Genomic DNA, 7623 nt, shown 5'->3' with positions numbered 1-7623 from the left:
CCCCGGGGCGGGGGCGTTGGCCGGGCGCGACTTACTCTTTCGGTACTTGAGCCGTCGGCCCGGGTGGTGCACCCGGGCCGACGGCTTTTTTCGCACAAGATTGCGACGAGCGCCTCTTGCCAGGATCTGGTGATAGCGGGTGATCGGCAACTACCCTTGACCGGCGGTAGTCCCACCGGGGGACGTCCGGGAGAGGAAGGCCAGTGCCGACCACCACGCTCGCCATGCACATGAGCGACGGGCTGCTCAACGCCCAGACGGCGGTGTTGTTCGCCGTCGTGGCGATAGCCGGCCTCGCGGTGGCGCTGGTGCGCGCGCGGGCCGACCTCGACGACCGCACGGCCCCGATGGCCGGGCTGGTGGCGGCGTTCGTCTTCGCCGCCCAGATGATCAACTTCCCGGTGCTGCCCGGCGTCAGCGGGCACCTGCTCGGCGGTGCGCTGGCCGCGATCCTGGCCGGGCCCTGGGTCGGCGCGCTGTGCGTGGCGATCGTGCTGGTCGTGCAGTCGCTGCTGTTCGCCGATGGCGGTCTGACGATGCTCGGCGCGAACATCACCAACATGGCGCTGATCGGCACCGCGGTCGGTTACCTGGTGGCGCTCGCGCTGCGCGGGGTCGCCACGCGCAGCCGGACCGGACTGCTGGTCACCGCCTTCGTCGCGGGCTGGATCAACACCGTGCTCGCCTCCTGCGGGTTCCTCGTCGAGTACGCCATCGGCGGCGCCGCCGGGTTCAGCCTGCCGACGGCGTCGGTGGCGTTGGTCGGCGTGCACTGCCTCATAGGGATCGGCGAAGGGCTGATCACCGCCGCGACCGTCGGTGCCGTCGCCGCCGCCCGGCCCGATCTCGTTCACCTGTTGCGCGGAGCCCGCAGTCAGGAGGTCACCCGATGAAGCGCTTCCTGCTGATCTTCGGCCTGGTCGTGCTCGCCGTAGCAGGTGGCGTGGCCTACTTCGCCGATTCCGACCCGGACGGCCTCGACGCGGTCACCCAGCAGGGCTGCACCGTCGTGCAGACCGAGCGGGGCGAGTCGCTGGAGGGCGAGTGCATCGCCCAGCACGCCGGCGACCACGCCCTGGCCGACGGTCCGCTGGCCGACTACACCGTCGGCGGTGACGACCGGTTCACCGGCGTCGCCGGGATCATCGGCGCGGTGGTCACGCTGGCGGGCGCGGGCGGCCTGTTCTGGGCGCTGCGCCGCCGCTCCGGATCCGAGGAGGCCTAGGTGGGCGCCGGGCACGCCGATGCCCTGCACCTGCCCGGTGACACGCCGCTGCACCGGCTCGACCCGCAGGTGAAGATCACCGCCGCGTTCCTGCTGGTGCTGTGCGTGGTGGCCACGCCGCGCGAGAACGTCTGGGCCTTCGGCGGCCACGCCGCGCTGCTGGCGGTGCTCGCCGGCATCGCGCGGATCCCGCCGCGCTGGCTGGTGACGCGGCTGCTCATCGAGGTGCCGTTCGTGGTGCTGGCGCTGCTGCTGCCGTTCACCGCAGGAGGCCCGACCACCGAGGTCGCCGGGATGGCGCTGTCGACCGAGGGCCTGCTGGCCGGGTTCAACATCATGGCCAAGGGCACCCTCGGGCTGGGCACCTCGCTGCTGCTGGCCGCCACCACCGCGCCCCGCGAGATCGTGCTCGGCCTGCAGCGGCTGCGCGCTCCGGCGCTGGTGATCACCATCATCACGCTGATGCTGCGCTACGCCGAGGTGATCGTCGCCGAGGCGGGCCGGATGCGCGTCGCCCGCATCTCCCGGGGGCACGACCCGAGGTTCCTGTGGCAGGTCGGGGCGACCGCGCGCGGCATCGGCAGCCTGTTCATCCGCTCCTACGAGCGCGGCGAGCGCGTGCACCTGGCGATGCTCTCGCGCGGCTGGAGCGGGCAGATGCCGGAGCTGGAACCGGCTCGCCGCACCTCGTGGCGGAGCTGGAGCATCGGGCTGACCGCCCCCGCGGCGGCGGCCGTCGTGCTGGGGGTGTCGTTGTGGACCGCATGACCGAGCGATCGACCGAAGCCGACCAGGCGCTGACCACGCCGGCGCTGGAGATCACCGGCCTCGCCCACGCCTACCCCGACGGTCACCGCGCGCTGCGCAGCGTCGACCTGCGGGTCGAGCCGGGGGAGCGGGTCGCCGTGCTCGGGCCCAACGGCGCGGGCAAGACGACCCTGACGCTGCACCTCAACGGCGTGCTGCGGCCCACCGCGGGCAGCATCGACGTCGCCGGGCTGCCGGTGCAACCCCGGCACCTCAAGGAGATCCGGCGCCGCGTGGGCCTGGTGTTCCAGGACCCCGACGACCAGCTGTTCATGCCGACCGCCCGGGAGGACGTCGCGTTCGGCCCGGCCAACTTCGGGGTCCGCGGAGCCGAGCTCGAACGGTGCGTCCTGGAAGCCCTCGAGGCGGTCGGCATGACCGAGCACGCGCACCGCTCGCCGCTGCACCTGTCCGGCGGCCAGCGCAAGCGCGTCGCCCTCGCCGCGGTGCTGGCCTGCCACCCGGAACTGCTGGTGCTCGACGAGCCCTCGGCCAACCTGGAGCCGGTGGCGCGCCGCGAGCTCGCCGAGGTCCTGCTCGCGGTGGGCGGCACGATGCTGATGGTCACCCACGACCTGCCCTACGCCCTGCAGCTGTGCCCGCGCAGCGTGATCATCGACCACGGCGAGGTCGTCGCCGACGGGCCCACCGCAGGACTGCTGGCCGACGAGGAACTCCTCGCCTCGCACCGGCTGGAGCTTCCGTTCGGGTTCCGCGTGCCGTGAGCGCTTGACCGCCCCCATCCGGGGAGCGACCGTGATCGCGGTCGTTCCGGCGGGGAGGTCAGGCGATGTTCGACAGTTCCGGCATCGAACGCGACGAGCGAGGGATCGCCCACTACACCGGACTCGCCGACTCGCTGGTGGCCATGCTGCGCGAGACCGTCGAGCGCTTCGGCGACCGCGAGGCGCTGGTCGAGCTCGGCGGTGAGCGGCTGACCTACCGCGAGCTGTGGCGCCGCGCGGCCAGGGTCGCGGGCGGCTTGCGCTCGGCCGGGATCTCGCGCGGTGACCGGGTCGCCAACCTGCTGCCCGCCGGGGTCGACTGGGTGCTGGCCTTCCTCGGCACCCAGCTGGCCGGAGCGGTCGCGGTGCCGGTCAACACCCGCTTAGCCCCGCCCGAGGTCGACTACGTGCTCGCCGACTCCGGTGCGGCGTTCACCTTCCGCCCGGGCACCGCTCTCCCGGACGGCGAGCCGTTCGCCGTCGACGACCTCTCGCGCGAGGAGGTCTCGGCGATCTTCTACACCAGCGGCACCACCGGTCGCCCCAAGGGCGCGATGACCACCCACGAGAACTTCCTGTCCAACGTGGAGAACGTGTGCCGGGTGAAGGGAATCGACCCCGAAACCGGTTGGCAGACGCGCAACCTCGTGTCGGTCCCGCTGTTCCACGTCACCGGGTGCAACACCCAGCTGCTGCTGCAGCTGTCCTACGGCGGCGCGACCGTGGTGATGCCGAAGTTCGACGTGCGCCAGTTCTTGCGGACCATCGCCCAGGAGCGGATCAGCCTGTTCACCACCGTGCCCGCGATCTACGCGCTGGCGCTCAAGCAGCCCGACTTCGGCGAGTTCGACACGAGCTCGGTCCGCCACCTCTCCTACGGCGGCGCCCCGATGGCCCCGGCGCTGGTCGAGCGGATCAAGGCGGCCTTCCCGCAGGCGCGTGTGGGCAACAGCTACGGGCTGACCGAGACCTCCTCGATCACCACGTTCCTGCCGCACGAGCACTCCGTCGAGCACGCCGACTCGGTGGGGTTCCCCGCCCCGGTGATCGACGTGGCGCTGCACGAGCCCGACCCGAACACCGGTGTCGGCGAGCTGCTCGTCCGCGGTCCCAACGTGGTCGCCGGGTACTGGAACAAGCCCGAGGCCACGGGATCGACCTTCGTCGACGGCTGGCTGCACACCGGCGACCTGGCCCGCATCGCCGGGAACGGGCTGGTCCACCTCGTCGACCGCGCCAAGGACGTGATCAACCGGGGCGGTGAGAACGTCTACTCCGTCGAGGTCGAGAACGCGCTGGCCGCGGTCCCCGGAGTGGTGGAGGCGGCGGTGGTCGGCGTGCCCGACGACGTGATGGGGGAGAAGGTCGGCGCCGTCATCGTCGCCGACGAGGAGTTCGACACCGAGCAGCTGCTCGGCCACCTCGCCGAGCAGCTGGCCGACTTCAAGATCCCCCAGTTCCTGCACCTCAGCGACCGGCCGCTGCCGCGCAACCCCGGCGGCAAGCTGCTCAAGCGCGACCTCCGGAACACCTCGACCTGGCGCGGACCGCTCTGGGGCCGCTGAGCGTCCGTGCGATGAACGACTCATCGCCGTCCTCGTGCGCTGCGGGTTACCGTTGAGCCGAAATGGTTTGCGGAGCGAACGATCGAGGGTGGGATGGCTGAGCCGTCGCGGGCGAAGTACGCGCTGATCCTGGGCGGGATGTCGGCGTTCGGGCCGCTGTCGATGGACATGTACCTGCCGGCCCTGCCAGCGATCTCCGGGGAGCTGCACACCGGAGCCTCCCAGGTTCAGCTGTCGCTGATGGCCTGCACGACGGGTCTCGCGCTGGGGCAGCTGGTGATGGGCCCGCTGTCGGACACCTACGGCCGCCGCCGCCCGCTGCTGATCGGCGTCGTCGTCTTCGCCCTCGCCTCGTTGGCCTGCGCCCTGGCGCCCTCGGCCTACGCGCTGGCCGCGCTGCGGCTGGTGCAGGGCTTCGGCGGGGCCGCAGGCATCGTCATCGCCCGCGCCGTGGTGCGCGACCTGTTCTCCGGAGTCGCGCTGGCCAAGTTCTTCTCGCTGCTGATGCTGGTCAACGGCGTGGTCCCGGTGCTCGCACCGGTGCTCGGCGGGCAGCTGCTGCGGTTCACCTCCTGGCGCGGGGTGTTCGTGACGCTGTGCGCGATCGGTGCCGCGCTGCTGGTCGCCGCCCTGCTCGCGCTACCCGAGACGCTGCCGCACGAGCAGCGGCGGCCCGGCAGCCTGCCGCAGACCCTGCGCACCTTCGGCGGCCTGCTGCGCGACCGCATGTTCATCGGGTTCGCCCTGTCGGCTGCCCTGGCCTTCGCGGCCATGTTCGCCTACATCTCCGGTTCCTCGTTCGTGCTGCAGGACGTCCACCACCTGTCGCCGCAGGTGTTCAGCCTGGTCTTCGGGGTGAACTCGATCGGCATCGTGGCGATGGGCCAGATCAACGGGCTGCTGGTCGGCAAGGTCGACTCCCGGCGGCTGCTGGCGATCGGCCTGGGCTGCAACGCGATCGGCGGGCTCGCGGTGCTGTTGTCCACCGCGCTGGGACTGGGTCTGGTGGCGCTGCTGCCGGCGCTGTTCGTGACCGTGGCCAGCATCGGCCTAGTGTTCCCGAACGCCACCGCGCTGGCCCTGTCCGGCCACCGCGAAACCGCCGGGAGCGCCTCGGCGCTGCTGGGCGTGCTGCAGTTCATGATCGGCGGGCTGGTCTCGCCGCTGGTGGGCATCGCCGGCTCGGACACGGCCGTGCCGATGGGTGTGGTGATGGGCTCGCTGTCGGTCTCGGCGGTGGTCGTGTTCGCGACGCTGACCCGCCGCCGCACTGCGGTCGAACAGCCCGTTTCCAGCGCCAGCTGAGGTGGCCTCAGTCGTGCTCGCCGGTGGCCGCGCGCCAGGCAACGCGGCGGATCGGGGGCTAGGTGAGCACCACCCCGTCTGCCACCGGTCCCCGTCCGAGCCTCGGCACGAGGGCGATGCCGAGCCCGTCATCACCGTCAGCGGTCGACTCGGAGCACCGGGCCGCAGGAGCGGGTCGGTGCGGTGAGATCGCGGTGGTCGATCTCATCGATGTCGCGCCCGGCGTCGGTGCGCAGGGCCGCGAGCCGCACGGGGTCGGGGACGATCTCCCGGCGAACCCAGTCCTGGTTGGGCGCCAGGGTCTGGTCGGTGTGCACGAGCACGTAGTCGCGGGCCAGTCGCGGATCGTCGAGGACCCCGGTCGCAGCGCTCCAATGCCCGTGGGCGTGGATGATCGTCGGGCGCACGCGGTCGAAGACGTGGTCGCGAAGCCCGCTCATGTCGCCGCGCCGGTGGTGCTGGGCGATCGAGGCATCGGTGAGCCCGGCGAGATCGACGACGTGGAGCCGGCTGGTCAACGCGGTGCCGCCGACGTCCGGGACGAGCAGGGTCCCGTTCCGCAGGCTGAGGAGTTCGGCGTAGTGGTTGGGCACGCGACCGTAGCGTTCGGCGACCGAGCACAGCGGGACGTCGGGAGCGGCGCGGAACGACGCGGCATCGCCGTGGAGCCGGGGAACACCGGTCAATCCGGCGAGTGCCAAGCCGAGCACGAGTGCGACGCGCCATCCGCTGCGGACCCTCGCGACGCCGACCGTGACGACGAGCGCGGTGGTCAGCGCGACGAGTGTCCACGCAGGAGTGGCGAAGCGGTGCTGGCTCATCCAGTCCTGGGGCAGGAGGGTGTAGGAGACGACGGCCAGAGCCAGTGGGATCAGCAGCGCGGCGAGCGGCGCGCGGTGTTCCCGGCGACGCGCCAACACGGCCACGCCGACCAGGAACGCGGCGGTGGCGAGCCAGCCGGGGTAGGCGAGGAGTTCGCGCAGCCGGTCCACCTGCTGCGCGCCGAGCGCGACCCCTCCCTTGGCCACAGCGGTGTTGGGCACCACCAGTCCGAAGTGGACGTACCGCCAGGTCAGGAAGAGCCCGAACGGCACGGCGAAGGAGGCGCAGGACACCGCGATCGCGCGGATCGCCGCACCGCGTTCGCTGCGCAGGGACCACGCGGCGAGAAGTGGGAACGCGGCGGCCAGCAGTGCGCCGTCGGGCCGTGTCATCGCGGCCAGCACCGCCAGCGCTCCCGTCGCCGCAGCGATGCGCGGGCACAGCAGCGTCTTCGCGAGTTTCGCTCGCAAGAGCAGCGTGGCCAGCGCGGCGGCGATGAGCGCGTAGAGCGGGTTCTCCAGACCGGAGAAGCTCCAGATCACGAACGACGGCAGCGCGGCGAGCACCGCGCCTGCGACCAGCGGTGCCCACGCTGCCCGGTCGGTCAGCGGCCGGGCAGCGGCGTAGGCGAACCCGAGCACTCCCGCGCAGCAGCCGAGCGCCAGCAGCTTCGGGTAAGCGACGTAGTCAGGAATCCCGAACACGGCGCCGGAATCGAACAGCCCCAATGTCCGACCGAGGGTCAGCAGCACCAGCCACGTGGGGTTGGAGTAACCCTCGACCGGCATCGCACCGGGCTGGAGGACGTGTCCCGCGCCGGTCGCGAGATTTCGCGCGTACGCGAACGTGATGGCGGCGTCGTCGATGAGCCAGGAACCGTAGGCGTGCGCGTGCACGGCGATCAGCGCGGTGCCGCAGCCGACGGAGACGACCGGACCCACGCTTCGTCGGCGATGCAGCGCCGATCGGAGTGAGCGCGGCGGTGCGGAGCGATCGGCCAGCGTCTTGGCCATCGAGAGCCTCTTTTGAGTAGTGAGCGGAAATCCTGCGCAGCTGCTCGTCGCGACGCTAGTTTCGAAGCCGGGTGCGCGCGAACGCGCGATCACTCGTCCGAGAACCGTTTCTGGCACTGCGATCTTGAGTTCTCACGCAAACACGTGAGGATTTGACCGCC

7 protein-coding genes are annotated in these 7623 nt (G+C 71.6%); 6 read left to right on the top strand and 1 reads right to left on the bottom strand.

Features of this window, described 5'->3' with window-relative positions:
• The first annotated feature begins 224 nt into the window (after positions 1 to 224).
• From R4I43_RS29245 to R4I43_RS29220, 6 genes are all read left to right on the top strand, one after another.
• Positions 225 to 893: an energy-coupling factor ABC transporter permease gene (locus R4I43_RS29245; protein WP_324268973.1), complete on the top strand. Its 669-nt coding sequence runs from the start codon at positions 225 to 227 to the stop codon at positions 891 to 893.
• On the top strand, positions 890 to 1225 hold the full coding sequence (locus R4I43_RS29240) for a PDGLE domain-containing protein (protein WP_324268929.1): 336 nt from the start codon (positions 890 to 892) through the stop codon (positions 1223 to 1225). The genes R4I43_RS29245 and R4I43_RS29240 overlap by 4 nt, the downstream gene beginning before the upstream one ends.
• On the top strand, positions 1226 to 1993 hold the full coding sequence (gene cbiQ, locus R4I43_RS29235) for a cobalt ECF transporter T component CbiQ (RefSeq protein ID WP_324268928.1): 768 nt from the start codon (positions 1226 to 1228) through the stop codon (positions 1991 to 1993).
• Positions 1990 to 2757, top strand: coding sequence for an energy-coupling factor ABC transporter ATP-binding protein (locus R4I43_RS29230; protein ID WP_324268927.1), 768 nt, complete (start codon positions 1990 to 1992; stop codon positions 2755 to 2757). The genes cbiQ and R4I43_RS29230 overlap by 4 nt, the downstream gene beginning before the upstream one ends.
• Positions 2758 to 2822: 65 nt before the next feature.
• On the top strand, positions 2823 to 4322 hold the full coding sequence (locus tag R4I43_RS29225) for a class I adenylate-forming enzyme family protein (RefSeq protein WP_324268926.1): 1500 nt from the start codon (positions 2823 to 2825) through the stop codon (positions 4320 to 4322).
• A 93-nt stretch (positions 4323 to 4415) separates the two neighbouring features.
• Complete coding sequence (locus R4I43_RS29220; RefSeq protein ID WP_324268925.1) at positions 4416 to 5627, top strand: Bcr/CflA family multidrug efflux MFS transporter; 1212 nt, start codon at positions 4416 to 4418, stop codon at positions 5625 to 5627.
• Between the two features lie 137 nt (positions 5628 to 5764).
• Here the strand turns inward: R4I43_RS29220 and R4I43_RS29215 are convergent, their stop codons facing one another.
• Complete coding sequence (locus R4I43_RS29215) at positions 5765 to 7462, bottom strand: hypothetical protein (RefSeq protein ID WP_324268924.1); 1698 nt, start codon at positions 7460 to 7462, stop codon at positions 5765 to 5767.
• Positions 7463 to 7623: the final 161 nt, after the last annotated feature.

The sequence above is a fragment of the Saccharopolyspora mangrovi genome (assembly GCF_035320975.1).
GTDB classification, from domain to species: Bacteria; Actinomycetota; Actinomycetes; order Mycobacteriales; family Pseudonocardiaceae; genus Saccharopolyspora; species Saccharopolyspora mangrovi.
This window is presented reverse-complemented; position numbering and strand designations above follow the sequence as displayed.